At 44.1% G+C, this 17,616-nt stretch carries 11 protein-coding genes and 4 tRNA genes; 10 read left to right on the top strand and 5 right to left on the bottom strand.

Annotated elements, in window-relative coordinates:
* Positions 1-100 precede the first annotated feature (100 nt).
* The 10 genes from NI468_RS00680 to NI468_RS00635 all read left to right on the top strand — a co-directional run bounded on the left by NI468_RS00680 (position 101) and on the right by NI468_RS00635 (position 8,909).
* A complete protein-coding gene (locus NI468_RS00680; protein WP_253099030.1) occupies positions 101-2,596 on the top strand; it encodes a TonB-dependent receptor plug domain-containing protein in 2,496 nt (831 codons plus the stop codon).
* 81 nt (positions 2,597-2,677) lie between these two features.
* The gene (locus NI468_RS00675) at positions 2,678-2,836 is read left to right on the top strand and encodes a hypothetical protein (protein ID WP_253099028.1); all 159 of its coding nucleotides are present in this window, start codon (positions 2,678-2,680) and stop codon (positions 2,834-2,836) included.
* Positions 2,837-3,013: 177 nt separating this feature from the next.
* Positions 3,014-3,089 (top strand) — tRNA-Glu (locus tag NI468_RS00670).
* Between the two features lie 114 nt (positions 3,090-3,203).
* Positions 3,204-4,616: an amino acid permease gene (locus NI468_RS00665; RefSeq protein ID WP_004646376.1), complete on the top strand. Its 1,413-nt coding sequence runs from the start codon at positions 3,204-3,206 to the stop codon at positions 4,614-4,616.
* Positions 4,617-4,699: 83 nt separating this feature from the next.
* Entirely contained in the window at positions 4,700-5,593 is an 894-nt protein-coding gene (locus NI468_RS00660; protein WP_253099026.1) for an alpha/beta hydrolase, read from the top strand.
* Positions 5,594-5,838: 245 nt separating this feature from the next.
* Positions 5,839-6,750, top strand: a complete 912-nt coding sequence (locus NI468_RS00655) for an alpha/beta hydrolase (RefSeq protein ID WP_253099024.1) — start codon at positions 5,839-5,841, stop codon at positions 6,748-6,750.
* A gap of 131 nt (positions 6,751-6,881) precedes the next feature.
* Positions 6,882-6,957, top strand: a tRNA-Glu gene (locus NI468_RS00650).
* Positions 6,958-6,981: 24 nt separating this feature from the next.
* A tRNA-Glu gene (locus tag NI468_RS00645) sits at positions 6,982-7,057 on the top strand.
* Positions 7,058-7,103: 46 nt separating this feature from the next.
* Positions 7,104-7,179: transfer RNA gene (locus NI468_RS00640), tRNA-Glu, on the top strand.
* A 308-nt stretch (positions 7,180-7,487) separates the two neighbouring features.
* The gene (locus tag NI468_RS00635; protein WP_253099022.1) at positions 7,488-8,909 is read left to right on the top strand and encodes an iron-containing redox enzyme family protein; all 1,422 of its coding nucleotides are present in this window, start codon (positions 7,488-7,490) and stop codon (positions 8,907-8,909) included.
* A 64-nt stretch (positions 8,910-8,973) separates the two neighbouring features.
* Here NI468_RS00635 and NI468_RS00630 read toward each other — a convergent pair whose 3' ends face one another.
* From NI468_RS00630 to NI468_RS00610, 5 genes are all read right to left on the bottom strand, one after another.
* Positions 8,974-10,218 carry an NADH:flavin oxidoreductase/NADH oxidase family protein gene (locus NI468_RS00630; RefSeq protein WP_253099020.1) on the bottom strand — a complete coding sequence of 415 codons (1,245 nt, stop codon included), beginning with the start codon at positions 10,216-10,218 and terminating at the stop codon, positions 8,974-8,976.
* 130 nt (positions 10,219-10,348) lie between these two features.
* On the bottom strand, positions 10,349-11,359 hold the full coding sequence (locus tag NI468_RS00625; RefSeq protein WP_253099018.1) for an ABC transporter permease: 1,011 nt from the start codon (positions 11,357-11,359) through the stop codon (positions 10,349-10,351).
* Positions 11,359-12,405: a microcin C ABC transporter permease YejB gene (gene yejB, locus NI468_RS00620; RefSeq protein ID WP_253099016.1), complete on the bottom strand. Its 1,047-nt coding sequence runs from the start codon at positions 12,403-12,405 to the stop codon at positions 11,359-11,361. Before yejB ends, NI468_RS00625 begins: the two co-directional genes overlap by 1 nt.
* 24 nt (positions 12,406-12,429) lie before the next feature.
* Positions 12,430-14,271 (bottom strand): extracellular solute-binding protein, encoded by a 1,842-nt coding sequence (locus NI468_RS00615; protein WP_253099014.1) that lies wholly within the window; start codon positions 14,269-14,271, stop codon positions 12,430-12,432.
* 10 nt (positions 14,272-14,281) lie between these two features.
* Positions 14,282-17,575 (bottom strand): LysM peptidoglycan-binding domain-containing protein, encoded by a 3,294-nt coding sequence (locus NI468_RS00610; RefSeq protein ID WP_253099012.1) that lies wholly within the window; start codon positions 17,573-17,575, stop codon positions 14,282-14,284.
* Between the last annotated feature and the right edge of the window lie 41 nt (positions 17,576-17,616).

The following is a 17,616-nucleotide window of genomic DNA, read 5'->3' as shown; positions in this document are numbered from 1 at the left end:
GCTTTTACTAATTAATGAAAATAATTCTCATTACTATTGATCGCCTTCTTAAATTTAATGATAATCACTTCCATTATCTTTCGCATATTCAACCCTTCTCATGCGTTTTGCTTATTCCCCACTTTCTATTGCAGTTTTAACAGCTTTATCAACATCTAGTTTTGCAAAAGAATCGAATTATCAAGAGCCTGTTCTCAATGAAACAACGATTAAGTTCAACACAATTATTATCGAAGCTCAGCAAGAAAATGAGGTGGGGAAAACGGTTTACAATAAAGAGGACATACAGCAAATACCAAATGGCTCTAAGACCATTACTGAATTATTAAAAGTTAATCCGAATGTACAATTTGATTCAAACGCACGTAGTGGATTGCAACAAGGCGAACTCAACGCGACGGATATCAGTATTAATGGCAGCCTACCATACGATAATAAGTTTTTGATCAATGGCCTCAGCATTAATAACAACATTAATCCAGGTAGTGACGCAAAAAGTAATACCCTGAATGAAATGATGGGAAGCTCCCAAGCAGTGACAATTAATGCCGATCTGCTGTGTAAAATCACCTTACTTGATAGCAATGTGGGTGCCGAATTTGGTGAGTTCACAGGTGGCGTAGTCAGTGCAGAAACCTGTGCTCCCCAAACCGAAATTGGTAAAATTCATGGCAGCCTGAGCTATGACTATACTTCTGATCATTGGTCAGACATCAACTCCCCTAGTAAAGAAGCAGCTGAAGAATTTGAAAATTCAACCAGTGAAAGCAAACAACCTTTCTTTACACGTCAAGGGATCAGTGCAACGTCATATGGCAAACTTGCTGAAAGTTGGGGTTTCAAGGCATTTGGTTCATATCGCCGTGCAGATATTCCTTTAAAAACAAGTATTGCTAAACCAGATTCTTATGAACAAAAACGAGGTTCAAACAATGCAGGTATAGAGTTTTTCTATACTCCCAGTGACAATACGGTTTTAAAGATTGGCACACAATTCATGGAATCGAGTGGTGACTATTTTCTTTCATCGACTCATAACTCCCAAAGCTCACATACATCAGACAGCCAAAGTTTCTATATCAACTTAAAAAATAAATTGAATTCAGTTGAACTTGAGCAACAAGTCAATTATCAAACGCAGAGTGCAAACCGTAAAAGTGCGACAGATAATATTTCCTGGTTGAAATCATCAACCAAAAACTGGAAGTCCTCGGGTATGCAAATTGAAGGCAGCTTCGGAAGCACTCAGCAGCAGGAAGAAAAACTGGAATATAGTCTTAAGGCATTATTTGAACCCATTCAAACCCAGCACACGACCCACACGTTCAAAATGGGCGGAGGATATGGACACTATAATGCTTATTGGGAACGTCCTGTCACAACAAGCATTTATTCTAGTGCGACTGGAAATATTGCCAATCTCAGCTGTTATTTAAATACTGGTAATAAATATGATGCATGTGATGAAGGAAATGGCCAAGACGGACAGTTTCTAAAAAATCGCACCTCTTATTTGGCAGGTAAAACTGAGGTACAGCAAGACCGTTGGCATGTATTTTTACAGGATCAGATTCAATGGGACAAATACTTCACTGCAACACTTGGCTTACGTGCAGACTATGACAGCTTAACTAAAAATAATAATGTTGCACCACGTAGCTCATTTGTTTTTAAACCTTTTGCTAATGAACAATTATCCTTTACCACTGGCTGGAACCGCTACTATGGTTTAAATGCCTTTTATAATGAATTACAAGATCAAAAAGGTTTATTGATCATTCGCCAAACACGTGACAACCTATCAGCCGACTGGAAAGAAAAAGCATATGCCGGTTCTTTTACTTATCGTTCGCAGCTTGATAGCCCTTATGCAGATGAAACCATGTTCGGAATCAATGCTGAATATGCAAATAGCCGTATTGGTCTAAAATGGGTTAATCGTAAAAATAAGAACCAGATCCGCCGCACAGAATCAGTTAAAGATCCAGCCGTTTCAACCAATCGCTTTAGCTATACTTATGATAATGAAGGTAAATCTGAATCAAATATTTATACCTTAAGCCTGATTAACATTAGCCCATTGAAGTTATTTGGCACACAGCATTTGTTCAGCCTAAATGCAGATTATACTGAAACCCAGCGTAACTTCGACTCATACAGCACAGCGTATTATACCGGCACTCCCATCATCTACTACGATGGTAAATTGATCAATGCTGAAGATAAGCCATCTGAAATCTTTAATACTCCCTGGACAACACGTTTAGGTTGGAATATTAAATTTGACCGGATTCCTTTAAGCATTAATAACTTCATCAGTTACCAAGGCAAAGTGGATGCCATGAAGAAAATATCAAAAGGTTATTCTGATAAAAATAATGAACAATATGATATGTATATCCCATACACCACCCAAAATACCTTCTACTGGGATGTACGGACGACCTATGATATTCCTTTAAATAAGGACCTTAAAGCCATTTTAGGTTTAACGATTAACAATGTGACGAATCGTGATAATTTCTATCTGGATTCGGGTATTGTCTATCCACAAATCGGCCGCCAATTTATCGCAGATGTTACTTTTAAATTCTAGAGCCTGAATAGGTACGTGCTGCTGCTCTTTTAGATTTGCTTAGGCTATAATCAGACTAATTTTAAGATTTGAAATTTTTCCATGCTCAAGAAATTCCTGCTTGTTTTACTTATTTTGGCACCTTCGGCACTGTATCTCTATATCGTCAACCGTGATGACAATAAAACTGCGCAGACTGAGGCAGTGACAACGCCTGCTGAAAATCCCCAGCCTAAACAATATCAAACTCCAGATCACTAAGTTTTAGTGATCTTTTCAAATAATTATTTTTTATAGTCTTGAAATTTGTTCAGAAAATAACATCTTAATAAAATAAAGTTTTTGTTTTGCCTAATGTTTAAACTGTTAAATGAATTTTAGCAAAAACCCTTTTGACAAAACCCGGCTTAATCCTTAATATACGCATCACCTCGCAACGTCCCTATCGTCTAGAGGCCTAGGACATCGCCCTTTCACGGCGGTAACCGGGGTTCGAATCCCCGTAGGGACGCCATCTATTGATCTCATACGATCAGACCTTATTCGAAATTACCATTATTCGATTGCAGATTTGTAGTTTTTCACTACAATAGCTCGCTTCATTCCTTTGAAGTATTTCTTATTTCCTATGCACTCATCTCCGAATGATGCTACGCATCAGGGCAATTCTGCGCCTTTAAAACGCGCTATGAGTACTCGACATCTGGTCATGATTTCGCTTGGTGGCGCAATCGGAACAGGCCTATTCTTAGGATCGGGTGAAGTCATTGCACAAACGGGGCCTGTAGGTGCCATTCTCGCTTATCTCCTGGGCGGTATTATCGCGTACATGGTGATGCTATGTTTGGGCGAACTTGCCGTTCATATGCCAGAATCTGGTTCATTTGGTGCTTATGCCAAACGTTATATTGGACCAGGCACAGGCTATACCATCACCTGGTTATACTGGCTGACGTGGTCAGTCACTCTCGGAACTGAATTTACTGCAGCGGCCTTGCTGATGCAGGAATGGTTCCCGGACATTTCCATGTGGTTATGGACCATCATCTTTGGTGTCTTCGTGTTTAGTTTAAATATGATTTCTACCCGCTGGTTTGCAGAATCCGAATTCTGGCTGGCACTGGTGAAAGTGGTCACGGTTGTTGCTTTTATTCTTTTAGGTCTATTGGCCATCTTTGGTGTTCTGGGCTATCAAGGCTATGAAGCTGCCCCTTTATTTACCAATCTGACGGCACAGGGCTGGTTCCCTGAAGGTCTGTTCCCGATTTTTGCGACGATGCTGATCGTGAACTTTGCCTTCTCTGGTACCGAGCTGATTGGTGTGGCTGCCGGTGAAACTGAAGATCCTGCGAAAAATGTCCCGAAAGCGATTAATACTGCGATTTTCCGCTTATTAATTTTCTTTGTGGGTACGATTATCGTGGTGACGGCATTACTTCCGCATCAGGAAGCAGGCTTAGCCGCGGAAGGCGTGAGCAGCAGTCCATTCGTAACCGTATTCCAGCACATTGGTATCCCATATGCTGAAGACATCATCCGCTTTGTCATTATCACTGCGTTGTTGTCTGCTGCCAACTCAGGCTTATTTGCTGCTTCTCGTATGATGTGGTCATTGTCATACAGCAAACAGTTACCTGCCGTATTCTCAAGACTGAATGCTCGCGGTGTACCGTATATTGCAGTCATGGTGACCATGCTGGGTGCATTGCCAGGTTTATTGTCTGAACAGTTTGCGCCAGAAACGATCTTTACCAACTTGCTGGGCGTTGCGGCGTTTACCATGGTGGTGGTCTGGATGAGTATTTGCTTAAGCCAGTTCAACTTCCGTCGTCAGTGGTATAAACAGGGTCATACGGCCAAAGAACTAGGCTTTGCTGCACCATTGTTCCCGATTGTGCCAATCCTGGGCTTTGTGTTCTGTTTTATTACCTGTGTCAGTATGGTCTTTGATCCATCAATGCGCATCAGCTTCGTAGGATGTCTGCTGTTTATTGCAGCGTGTTATGCAAGTTATTATGCCTTTTATCACAACAAGTCTTAAGCATCAGTTTTAAAAGAGCGGCTCCGGCCGCTCTTTTTTTTATCTATACTATAACCATAGTGGGCAGCCTTAAGGGTGCGTCGATGAAAATTGTGTTTATTCACGGCATGAACAAGCAACAGCATACGGCTACTTCATTACGTCAACATTGGCTGCATCTCCTCAAAACAGGCCTCCGGAGAAACCCACAACAGCAAGCCCGTTTTACTTATTTAAAACGGCATATCCGTATCCCTTTTTATGGTGATTTACTTTCCCGGCATCATTTTCATAACGTATTGAATGCCAGCACCCTGATGCCGCAACAGTGGCCGCATTTCCCTTTTTTACATCCCGCACAGCTGCAACCGGCACCGCCACCAGATCAGTGCACCTATCAAATTTGTGACGTCCCGCAGTTAAATCTTGATGATGCCCTGAATTTCAATCAGAAACTGAAGTTCATCACAGCATTAAGCAAAGATATTGCCTTGCGGGATTTTGCGGTACTCATCAATTATTTTCCCAGCTTACACGCCAGCTTTTTGCATAAGTTTTTGCTGGAAACTTATCTTTATTTGGCCAACCCGCATTTTATGCAGGAAGTTCACCACCGCATTCATGATCAACTCTATAGCAGCAGGCCACAGATCCTAGTGGCACATTCGCTTGGCAGCGTGATTGCCTATAATTATTTGATTCAGCATCCGAAGCTGAATATCAAGCGTTTTATTACTCTTGGATCACCGTTGGCATTTAGGGTCATCCAAGCTCATCTGCCGCAACCAATTGTACGACCTACTGCAATTTCAGGCGATTGGATAAATTTCTATTGTAGCGATGACTTTCTGACCGCCTTTCCATTATCAGAACCACCCTTTCAACTTCAGCCGGCGGTTATTAATCAAGAGATTCATACTTCCATCTATCATCCGCATGATATTGATGGTTATATTCAGCATCCGGACATCATTAAAGCGCTACTGGAATTACTATAAAACTCACGCCAACCTCTAAATTCAACTTTTACCGTTCCATTCATATTCTTTCTCTATTCAGTAAAATCTTTCATTCGGACCTACCAATTTACTGCTTTTTCTGCCTTTTTTATAAATATACAGATGTCTGTTAATGATTGTTTTATCAAAGATAATTTACACATTAACGCCACAAAAAGTGCAGCTTGGCTTGCCGCAATTTTCTCTATACTGTGAATATATAGATCGACCTCCGTGAGGTATCGATGAAAGTTATTTTTATTCATGGAATGAACCAGCAACATCATAGTGCTGCATCGATTCGCCAGCGCTGGCTGCATATACTTCAAAAAGGCATTCGCAAACACCGTCATGATGCCAGATTCAGTTATTTACGACGTCACATTCACATTCCATTTTATGGAGACTTACTTTCACACTATAACGTTCGCAACATCCTGAATGCTGGCACCTTAATGCCCCAGCAATGGCCCAGCTTTCGTTTCCGTCAACCTGTCCATCCTCAGCTTCCTGCACCCGTTCCACGTCCTGGCTGGCGCAAGCCCGTGATTTCCGATCTTCCCCAGATTCATTTGAATGACACGATGGATTTTAAACAGAAATTCAAATTTATTACCACGCTAAGCAAAAGTGTTGCACTGCGAGACTTTGTATTATTGCTGAATTATTTTCCCAGTCTGCATCGGAGCCTGCTTCAGAAATTTCTGATTGAAACCTATCTGTATCTCGACAATCCTGCTTTCATGAAGGAAGTTCATGAGCGGATTGCCCGGCAATTGAATGGTCGCAAACCTTGTATTGTGATTGCTCATTCTCTGGGCAGTGTGATTGCCTATAATTATCTTATTCAGCATCCTGAACTGAACGTACAGCGTTTTATTACTTTAGGATCGCCATTAGCCTTTCAGGTGATCCAGTCACATTTACCGCAACCCATTGTACGACCTGCAGCAATTACAGGCGACTGGATAAATTTTTATTCAACTGATGATTTTCTTACCGCCTTTCCTCTTACACAACCGCCATTTCAGTTTCAACCCGCAATTATTAACCACGGCATTCGTACCCATATTCACCGCCCGCATGATATTACCGGCTATTTACTCCATCCGCAGGTAGTAGAAGCAATTCTGGAATTGCTTAAAAATCCAGCTTAAACCATGTAATTTTCCAGTATTTTCTCTAGATTGTTTTAAATTTATGCACTCAACCCAGAAAATCATTTTTTTTATGGAAATGCGTTTGACACCCCCCTGTTTTCACCCTATTATACGCCCACCTCTGAAACGTCCCTATCGTCTAGAGGCCTAGGACATCGCCCTTTCACGGCGGTAACCGGGGTTCGAATCCCCGTAGGGACGCCAATTTTCAGAAGTACATTTTATTAAGTCCCTATCGTCTAGAGGCCTAGGACATCGCCCTTTCACGGCGGTAACCGGGGTTCGAATCCCCGTAGGGACGCCATTACTTCAAGCTAAAAGTAGCGGTTTTAAAATTTATCTTCTGTACTGTCCCTATCGTCTAGAGGCCTAGGACATCGCCCTTTCACGGCGGTAACCGGGGTTCGAATCCCCGTAGGGACGCCATATTCGAGATGGCAACATCTCAACAAAAAGCCCGAGCATTGCGACTCGGGCTTTTTTTTATCTTGCAAATTTTATTTCTGAAAACTTTAAACCTTGTTTTTATCATTCGTTCAAATCTAGCTCTCTTTCTGGGGGCTGCCATCCCATTCTTAATTTTACAAATTGTATTGTTTTAACATTTCTATGCATAGAAATATCCGTTCATTTTCATTTAAAGCAATACACCAATAAATTAGAACAAAAATTCAACACCCTGCTTTTAGAGGGCACGTTAAGGTAAATCAAGAGAAATCTGCAAGGATCAGATTATGTTCGTCAGCACAGAGCTAAGTTTACCTTTATCGCCAAATAAAAATCATAATTATCAAATTAAAAGCTTTAAGGATTGGGTCGACTTTTTTCAAGATACTGAAATTTCGACATATACCAAAACTGAAAAAGCTGAATCTTATTTGAGCGATCTGATTAAAAATTTAAATATTGATACTCTCGGATGGTTAGATCAGCCCCCACAGGTTGAACAGCATCTTTTAGAACAACATCATCAAATCTGTGCCACTTTCCAGGCCTATGTCAATCGCCGTAAACAGCGCCAAGCCCGGGAATATTTTCCTACGGTTTCCCATGCTTTCGAATTCCTGGCGAAAGTTGCACCGGTTAAACTGGTCGATGGTGCCTGGTTATATTCGACCGTGCAAAATTGCAATCAGCCCGAGCTAAAAGATTTGATTTACATCTATCTCGAAGAGCTTGGCTTAGGGCATCCGCGTGCCAATCATGTCACCATGTATCAGGACCTGTTGAGTCATTATGAGCTGAATAGTTATGCCGAGCATTTGAATGACAGTTATTATGAACAGGCTGCCGTACAGTTGGCACTGGCTTATGCCCCGGCCAAATATTTACCTCTGGTCATTGGCTTTAATCTCGGTTATGAACAGTTACCGCTGCATCTGTTAATCACCAATTATGAACTGGCTGAACTGGGTATCGATCCGCATTATTTCAATGTGCACATTACTATTGATAATGCTCACAATGGTCATGCGCAGAAATCCCTGCAAGCATTTATCCAGCATTTTAATCATGCAGAAAACCCGGAAACTTATCTGGATCTGATTAAAAAGGGCTATGTTCTAAATGACATCGGTAAAAGTTCTTCCCAAATCATCAAGGAACTGGACATTGAACAGATGGCTTTAAAAGTTTTCCAGAACAAGGCTCTGATTGGCCAGTATATTCACAATCAGAAATGCCAGTTTAGTGGTAAGACCATCAATGACTGGTTATCCGATCCTGCCCAGATTGCCGAGTTTTTGCAGGTCATGATTGAAAAAGGCTGGATCGTAAAAGGTGCAGCAGTGGAACAAAGCCGCTTTTGGAAAATGATAGATCAACCGGAAGGTAAAATGTTTGGGGTCTTTAATGCGACTGAAAAACAGATTATTAAAGACTGGATTCAGGGGGCAGGCTTGGCAACTCGCCTGTCCTCACGTAGTGCAACCCCATCACAGGTAAAAATTGAACCTGCAATGAGCCGTATGGACCAGCAGCGCTTGAATCAGTTAAAAAGTCGCTTCATGCGCTGTGAAGGTGCGGAACAGAAAATTGATTTACTGATTCCTTATACTGCACCGCATATGCATCATACTGAAATTGGTTTATGGGCGACTCGTCAGTTAAGCCAGTTATTATTTCCTTTTCAGACCCAGGCGATGCATTATTCCTAAAGCACCCCTAAGTGCCAGAAATTAAAAAACCGGACATTTGCAGTGTCCGGTTTTTTAATAAAGATTAAGCCGATTTTCGCGAGTTTAATTGTCCCTTGATCACCGCTTTGACATTGCCTTTCAGATACTGCAAAAAGACTTTTAGCGGTGACAGCTTTGGATTAGGCTGCTTGCCTTTGGCAATTTCTTTAAACTGCGCGGCATACCAGATGATTTCCATAATCGCCATTTTGTCGACCATTGGAATACCGGTTTTAATTTTCTCAACCGCATAACGTACATCATGCCCTGCAACCAGACGATTGCCCAAGTCAGGTTCTACCGCAAAGGGACGTGCAATCCCGACAAAATCACAGGCACCACTGTCGAGCGCGGCATTCATGCCTTCAACTGTTCGGAATCCACCAGTGACCATGATATGGCACTTCACTTCCTGACGGATTTTTTCGGCAAAATCGAGGAAATAGGCTTCACGGGCAATGGTCGAGGCCTTGCGCTTGTCTGCTTTCACGCCGGCCATCGCAGGTGCTTCATAGCTACCACCTGACACTTCAATGATATCAATGCCTGCAGTGTCCATCGCCTTAAAGACATAAATGACATCTTCTTCGCTAATACCACCGCGCTGGAAATCAGCTGAATTCAGCTTGACTGAAATAATAAAATTTTCCGAAGTCGCAGCACGAACAGCCTGATAGGTTTGCAGCAAGAAACGGGTGCGATTCTCAATACTACCACCCCATTGATCCTGACGCTTATTGGTCAGCGGTGACAGAAACTGGCTAATCAGATAACCATGTGCCCCATGCAACTGCACCCCCTCAAATCCTGCTTGTTCACAGATAGCAGCCGAAGTGGCAAAGCGCTGGATAATATCCAGGATTTCATCTTCACGCAGTTCCCGCGGGGTTCCAAAGCTCATTGCCAAAGCCGGACTAAATGGGACTGCGGACGGTGCAACCGTTTCTTGATTCAGGCCCTTGGGACACTGGCGGCCCGGATGCGACAACTGGACCAGTTGTACCATGCCATGCTGTTTGCCTACGTCGGCCCAGACTTTGAGCTGCGCCAGATCGCGTTCTGTTTCTACCACTACGACCCCCGGTTCATTCTTGGCACGATAATCCACCATGACATTACCCGTAATAGCACAACCCAAGCCACCTTCGGCCCATGCTTCATACAACTTGAAATGCGCCTGATTGGGCTGGCCGGCATCATTGGCCAGTGCTTCACTCATGGCACCTTTAATGATGCGATTTTTAAAAGTGGTATTACGAATTTGAATGGAATCGGCCAATTGAGTCATGATCTGTCCTGATACGTTACTATTATTTTGTATTCGTTTATAACGTAAGCCAGAACAATTGACAATCAGTCTTGTCAAATTTACACAATTTTTATCTGCTTATTTTTTTATGGTTAAAGATTTTTGTGATTTAGTTTCTTGGATCAAAAGCATCCCGTACTGCTTCTCCCATATAGATTAGCAAACTCAGTACAATTGCCAAACTAAAGAATCCCGACAATGCTAGCCACGGCGCATTTAAGTTGTTTTTGGCCTGAAGCAAGAGTTCCCCTAGGGATGCCGACTCGGGTGGCAAACCATACCCTAAAAAATCCAGCGCTGTCAGTGCAGTAATATTGGCGGTTAGCATAAAAGGTAACTGTGACAGGCTAGAACCTATCACATTGGGGAGAATATGTTTGAACATGATCCGTCCATCCCCGGCCCCAATACTTCTTGCTGCCCAGACGTATTCCAGATTTCTGGCGCGCAAAAACTCAGCGCGCACCATACTCACCAGTGTGGTCCAGCCAAATAACAGCATGATCAGAAATAGCCAGTAAATACTCGGGGTAAACAGACTGACCAGTACCATCACCATAAACAGCATCGGCAAACCGCTCCAGACTTCGAGTATGCGTTGCCCGATCAGGTCAATCCATCCACCATAATAACCCTGAATTGCCCCTGCTAAAATTCCCAGCACCGCAGACAATAAAGTCAGAGCAAAACCAAACAGTAATGAAATCCTTAAACCATATAGAATCCGTGCCAGAACATCACGGCCCTGATCATCTGTTCCCAGCCAGTTTTGCGCACTCGGGGGCGATGGCACCGGTTCAGCCAGTTCAAAATTTGGCGTTTGAGAGGAAAACGGAATGATGGGCCAGATCGCCCAGCCCTTTTCTGCAATCAGTTGCTGTACAGCGGGATCTTTATATTCTGCTTCTGTCTCAAATACCCCACCAAACGTGGTTTCTGGATAGGATTTCAGGATAGGCAGATAAAAAGCATGATCATATTTCACCAACAAGGGCTTATCGTTAGCAATCAGTTCTGCACCCAAGGAAATGATGAAAATAGCACTGAAAATAATGAAGCAGCCAAAGCCCAGCTTATGCTGCTTAAAACGTTGCCAGCGTGCTTGCATCAAGGAAGACATTATTGTGATCCTCGACGTGAACTGAAATGAATCCTTGGATCAATCAGTTGATAGAGCAAATCGCTCAGCAAGCGCAGCAGCAGGCCGAGCAAGGTAAAGATAAACAAAGTACCGAAAATCACCGGATAGTCACGCTGGATAATTGCCTCAAACCCTAAAACACCTAACCCATCCAGATTAAAGATAATCTCGATAAACAGGTTTCCCACAAAAAACACCCCGATCAGAACTTCAGGCAAACCTGCGATAAGCACTAAAATGGCATTCCGGAATACATGCCGATACAGCACTGCATGTTCAGTTAAACCTTTGGCCCGGGCAGCCAAGACATATTGCTTAGTCAGCTCTTCTACAAAGGAAAATTTGACCAGATAGGTCAAACTGGCAAATCCGCCAAGCACCATGGCCAACAGCGGCAAGGCCATATGCCAGAAATAATCCTGAATTTTCGCAAAGAATGAGAGTTCAGCAAAATTTTCAGAGCGAATTCCCTGCAATGGAAACCAGTGCAGATAAGACCCACCAGCAAAAAATACGATGAGTAAAATGGCAAAAATAAAGGCTGGAATGGCATAGCCTACTGCCAACACTAGAGAGGTAGTCTGATCAAACAGACTGCCATGTTTTCGGGCTTTTCTAATCCCTAAAGGAATGGAGACCAGATAAATCAGCAAGGTACTCCACAGGCCTAAAGAAAGCGATACTGGCAATTTTTCCCAGATGAGTTCAGTCACAGGTTTGTCTTTGAAAAAACTCTGCCCCAGATCAAACTGCGCATAACGCGTTAGCATTTCCCAAAATCGAATATGCAGCGGCTGGTCAAAGCCGTACTGGATATTAATCTGCTCAAGCATCTCCGGTGTGAGGCCTTGCTTTCCCTGATACTGCAATCCGGTATGCGCCAAACCATTGACCTGTTGCGCCTGATAAATCGCCTGCTCCACCGGACCACCGGGTGCCAGCTGGATCACCATGAAATTGATCAGCAAAATGATCAGCAAGGTTGGAATCATCAGCAACAGACGTTTGAGAATATAAGTGCTCATGGCACTCCCTGATAGGCTTGGAGCTTAATGCTGTTTGAAATAATCAGCCACATGTCTGGCCTTTTCTGCATCGACCCACCAGTAATCAATTCCGGCGGAGAGTTTAGGTTTTCGTTGCGGCTGCTGATACATATTCCAGTAAGCATACCAGTATTCGCCCGTACCATAAGTCAGAATATGATAATAGCCTGCACGCAGTAAACGGTCTAATGCTCGGGTACTATTCACCAGCTGTTCACGGTTTTGAGCCTGTGTCACCTGCTGAATGACGGCATCAATGGCCGGATTTCGAATGCCGGCATAATTATAATTACCTGGCTGCGTGGCGGCCTGACTGCCCCAGAACTGTTTCTGCTCCTGCCCCGGTGTCAGGGATTGCGGCATGGTATCGACAATCATATCAAACTGATAATTCCGCAGCCGTTCATAATATTGCGCGGTTTCTACCATACGAATGCTGGCCTGAATGCCCAAGCGTTTTAAATGACGTAGATATGGCATCAGATCACGCTGCTGTTCCGCCTGATGTAACAGGAACTCAATCTGTACCGGTTGACCCGCAGCATTGACCAACTTCCCCTGTTGATAACGATAGCCTGCCTTTAATAGCAATTGACGGGCCTTTAACAGATTGTTCCGGTTAAAACCGGAGGCATCTGACTGAGGATATTTCCAGTCCTCAAGTACCGCCTGACGTTGAACCGGATCAAGCTGCTTTAAATGGGGTTTCAAAATGTGCAGTTCTTGAACACTTGGCCGTCTATGAGATGCAAGCTCGCTATTGGAAAAAAAGCTGTTCAGGCGCTGATATTCACCATAGAACATGGCTTTATTCAGCCATTCAAAGTCATAGGCAAAACTCAAGGCTTGGCGGAAACGGATATCGGCAAAAGGCTGACGGCGGGTATTGAATATCAGACTCTGGGTCGGAATCGGGTTGTGATGCTGAAAGCGGTAACGCTGCACCTGTCCTTGCCGAACGGCGGGAAACTGGTAGTCTTTCACCCAGCGGTTGACCTGTTTTTCCTCATGCAAGGTAAATTGGCCCGACTTGAAAGCTTCAAACTTGATTTCAGGACTACGATAATAACGATACTTGATCCGGTCAAAATTATAACGCCCGCGGTTGACCATCAAGTCTTTGCCCCAGTATCGGGGATTGCGTTTGTAGCTAATACTACGTCCAGCATCTATGTGTTCAATGACATAAGGCCCTGAACCCAGCATCGGTTTCAGCGTCAATTCTTTAAAATTACGTTTTTGCCATTCCTGTTTAGAATAAATGGGCATCTGCGCGACAATCATCGCCATTTCCGGATTATGTCCAGATTTAAAATGCATTTTGATCTGTAAAGGTGACAGGACTTCCAGCCGGTTTAAATCAGCCAGATACATCTGCAGGCCAAAATTGGACTGGGTCTGAAACAACTCAAAACTGTATTTGACATCTTGCGCAGTCACCGGCTGGCCATTGCTAAACCGTGCTTTGGGATTTAAATGAAAAATAATAAAGGCAGTTTTTTGGGGGGCAAAACTGACTTTTTCCGCCAGCAAGGGATAGTACACACCAGGCTCATCCAGTGACTTGGACAGCAAACTGTCAAAAATATAGTTGCCCCCCTCAGTGACATTGCCCTTGCCATTCATGCTGTTCAAATTATCGAAACTGCCATCAGCTGCCAGAATCAGCGTACCGCCTTTCGGTGCTTGCGGATTGGCATAAGGCAGGGATTTGGCCTGGGCATATTTCGGCTGGCTATGTAGTGCAATATATGGGGTGGTGATCAGGGCTGCCCAACTGCTACTTACGAGCAGCGGGGCTAGCCAGATCAACCTGAAAGTTTTAAATAAATGCGCGAATCTCATGATCCATTCATTAATTCGGCACTTTAATCACATCACCAATACGCAATTGTGTATTTGGTTTGAGATCATTCATTTCCGCCAGTTCATTGCTGTTCAGACCATAACGTGAAGCCAGACCGATTAAGGTATCACCGCGTTTGACTTTATAATCCGTCATCAGTTTTGGAATCTGGATCGTTTGACTGACACGCAATCCTGCGCGTGGACTCAGATTATTTAACTGAGCCAGGTCGGTCACGCTTATACCTAAACGGCTGGCAATTACATTCAGGGATTCACCGGATTTTATCGTATAGGATTCAGTTGCCTTAGAAGCTACAGGCTTAGCTGCCACTTTCACGCCTTCAACTTTTTTATCTGCCGGAAAGTCACCCTCAATTTTTAAACGCTGACCAATACGCACCGTACTATTGGTATTCAGGCCATTTAAATCTGCCAGATATTTCAGTTGTAAATGATACTGACGTGCAATAGAACTTAAGGTTTCACCTGACTTCACCACATGCGAATCCGATTTTGTATTCTTCGTCGCAGTTTCAGCAACCACTTCACGTACCGGTTCAGCAACTTCACCACTGAGTTTCAGGCGCTGTCCCACACGCAAGCCGGCATTACGTGACATGCCATTCAGGCTCGCCACCTGGTCCATTGACAGATTGTATTTTGCGGCAATGCCGGTCAGCGTATCACCCGCTTGAACCGTATAGGTTTCAGGGATCTGACTGCCGGCTGGAATCTTGATGGTCTGACCTATACGTAAACCACTATTGGCAGACAACCCATTCAATGCAGCCAGTTCAGAAACACTCAGCTTGCTTTGACTGGCAATGCTATACAGGGTTTCACCGCGTTTGACCTGATAGTTTTCAGTCGCAGTCTGATCGACTTTGACATTTTCAAACTTCTGCTCAGTTTTCTGGCTAGATGCCGTTAGCCCTTCAACTTCCTGAAGTGGTACATTGATTTTCTGTCCCACCATCAGACTGCTACCGGCAGTCAGACCTGAAGTCAAGGATGCCAGTTCAGCATTTGAAAGCCCATAACGATCGGCAATCAGTTTCAGATACTCACCACGTTTCACTGTATAGGATTTGGTCTGAACCTTGACAGTTTCAGCTTTTTTAGCATCTTCTACTTTGGCTTTAGATGCAGCCGTTTCTTTCAGCGACAGCTTCTGACCGACAAATAAACCACTGTTGGTACTTAAACCATTAAAATCAGCCAGCTGTTTGAGACTTAAACCAAACTGGCTTGCCACACTGGTTAGAGAATCATTGGCCTGAACCACATAAGATTCCGGCTTTTCTTTGGCTTTGGTTTGTTCCTGCACCGGCTTGGCATCATACAAATAAATCGTGGTGCCTACATATAGCGTAGAGTTTGGATCGATCTGGTTCCATTTCGCTACATCACGCCAGTTCACCCCATTTTTTGCTGCAATCAGTGCCAGATTATCCCCCGGTAAAACCTTATAGGTACTACGCTTGCCCTTAGGCGCGACCACCACCACTTCAGAATCAGTCTTGACGTAATTTTTACCCTGGTTCAACTGGGCTTCGACCGAAGTCGCTGTGGTATTGTCAGCAACTTCTTTCGGATAAGAGAAGCCTTTGGTAAGTTCCTTGCCTTGCTGCTCAGCCACAGACAGGCTGGTTTGAATAGCCGTCAGCTTGATTTTACCATCATAAGGATCGACAATTTCTGTGCCTGCCGGCGCCAATGCTTTTAGTTCTTCAACCACCTGGGCCTGTTCTGCCGGTGTGGCGACAGGCTGCAGAATTTCATCCACTGTTTTCTGAATATCTTGTGCGATGACCGCCTGCTGAACTTGCTGACGCTCAGCTGCAGAAATCGGTGGTTCGACCTGAATCTGTTTCGCTGGTGCCGCAGGCGTCACAGCTACCGGAATACGCGGCGCACTTGGAATTGGCAAATCACTTTGTGCCGCAAAACTGGCCAAAGCAGATGAGCCTTGAGGCGTCGAAATCTTTTTCGTAGTCTTCGTTACAGTATTGGCCGTTGTCGCGGTACTTACCGCCGCTGTGACGACAGGTGGCGTACTTGCAGCTTTAGCCGGAGTCGTCGTTTTGGCAACGGTCGTTGCAGGCTGATTACTAACAACCGCTGGCGGAGTCTGTTTAGAAGGCGTAATCGTTTTCGTATTTAATTCTGGCGGTGTAGCTCTGGTGGGCACCACTGTCGTCGTATTTCGCGGCAAGCTGTTCGTGTTACTCGCCCATAAACCACCTGAACCGGATAATTTTTTCAGCTTCTCATCCACTGAAGGACTTAAGTCAGCTGGAATCAGAATACGGCGCGGACTTGCAGGATCAATATGATCACCACGATGACCCGGGTTTAATTGATACAGTTCTGCACGGCTTAGACCAGTGATGGCTGCAATTTCATTTAAACTGGCAACGCCCACTGGCACTTCACGGAAATGCGGACGGTTGGCAATCGGTGGCAAGCTCACCCCATAGCTGCCGGGATTTTTAATAATTTGTGCAACCGCCAAGAAACGTGGCACGTAACTCATGGTTTCTTGTGGCAGTTTCAAGGACCAATAATCGGTGGGCAGACCTGCGGCTTTGTTACGGTTAATTGCCTGCTGGATACGGCCTGGGCCGGCATTATAAGAAGCGAGCGCCAATTCCCAGGAACCAAACTGGTTATACAGACTGCCTAAAAATTCATAGGCTGCACGGGTCGATTCCACTACATCACGGCGACCATCGTATAATGAGGTCTGCTTTAAACCATAAATACGGCCGGTACTTGGAATAAATTGCCATAAACCTGCCGCCGCCGCACTACTGGTCGCAGCCGGATCATAAGAACTTTCGATAATCGGTAACAGCGCCAACTCGGTCGGCATACCACGGCGTTCTGCTTCTTTTACCGTGTAATATAAATAACGTGATGCACGCGCACTTAAGCGATCCAGATAAGGCTGACGTGAAATAAACCAGCCACGCTGAGCATCAATCCGCGGATTCCAGACACTTAAGTCCATCTTGAAACCCACGGTCATGCGTTTCCAGACATCACCATGTTTCAGAATCTGTAAACGGTCACCTTCGACTGCACGCATATCCGTTGCAGAAAGTAAATCTTCGAGTCCATCCAGACTGCTGGCATCCAGATATTGTGATCCAACCTGCTTGCTTGATGCTGTTTGGGTCGCACTTTGTGTAGATGAACAGCCCGTCAGTCCTAGAGAAGCAAGCGCAGTTCCCAGTACAGAATATTTTAAAAATGTAGGTAATGTCGGCTGCCACAAAATTGCGGTTGGTTTATACATAAAGAAATCCAAACAACTCGTATATAAATTTATTTTTTAGA

Source organism: Acinetobacter lwoffii (assembly GCF_024129355.1).
Classification (GTDB): Bacteria; Pseudomonadota; Gammaproteobacteria; order Pseudomonadales; family Moraxellaceae; genus Acinetobacter; species Acinetobacter lwoffii_I.
Note: the sequence above shows the minus strand (reverse complement) of the source record. Positions and strands in the feature narration are given on the sequence as shown.